Annotated in this window: 1 protein-coding gene; it reads left to right on the forward strand. The window is 45.2% G+C overall.

Annotated features, from left to right (window positions below; translation table 11 throughout):
• A partial coding sequence (locus tag Q0779_RS23890; protein ID WP_298776764.1) for a hypothetical protein occupies positions 1–292 on the forward strand: 292 nt, incomplete at both ends.

The following is a 292-nucleotide window of genomic DNA, read 5'->3' on the forward strand; positions in this document are numbered from 1 at the left end:
GAGGCCATTACGCAGGTGCATGATAATCACTTAGTGGCTTATTTGGTTTCGCCCTCATTTAACGCAGAAAGTCAAGCTAGCTATATTACCAATGCGTTAAAAGAGAGTTTACCGCTTTATATGCATCCATCGGTTTATATTCCCATTAGTGAAATCCCACTCACTTCCAATGGCAAGTTAGATCGCAAGGCCTTGCCTGAGCCTGAGTTGGTAAATAGTGACGAGTATGTGGCGCCGCGTAATGATACTGAGCGTCAATTGTGTGAAATTTGGCAAGCCGTGCTGGGGCTTG

Origin of the sequence: uncultured Shewanella sp. (assembly GCF_947491715.1) — a bacterium.
Lineage (GTDB): Bacteria > Pseudomonadota > Gammaproteobacteria > Enterobacterales > Shewanellaceae > Shewanella.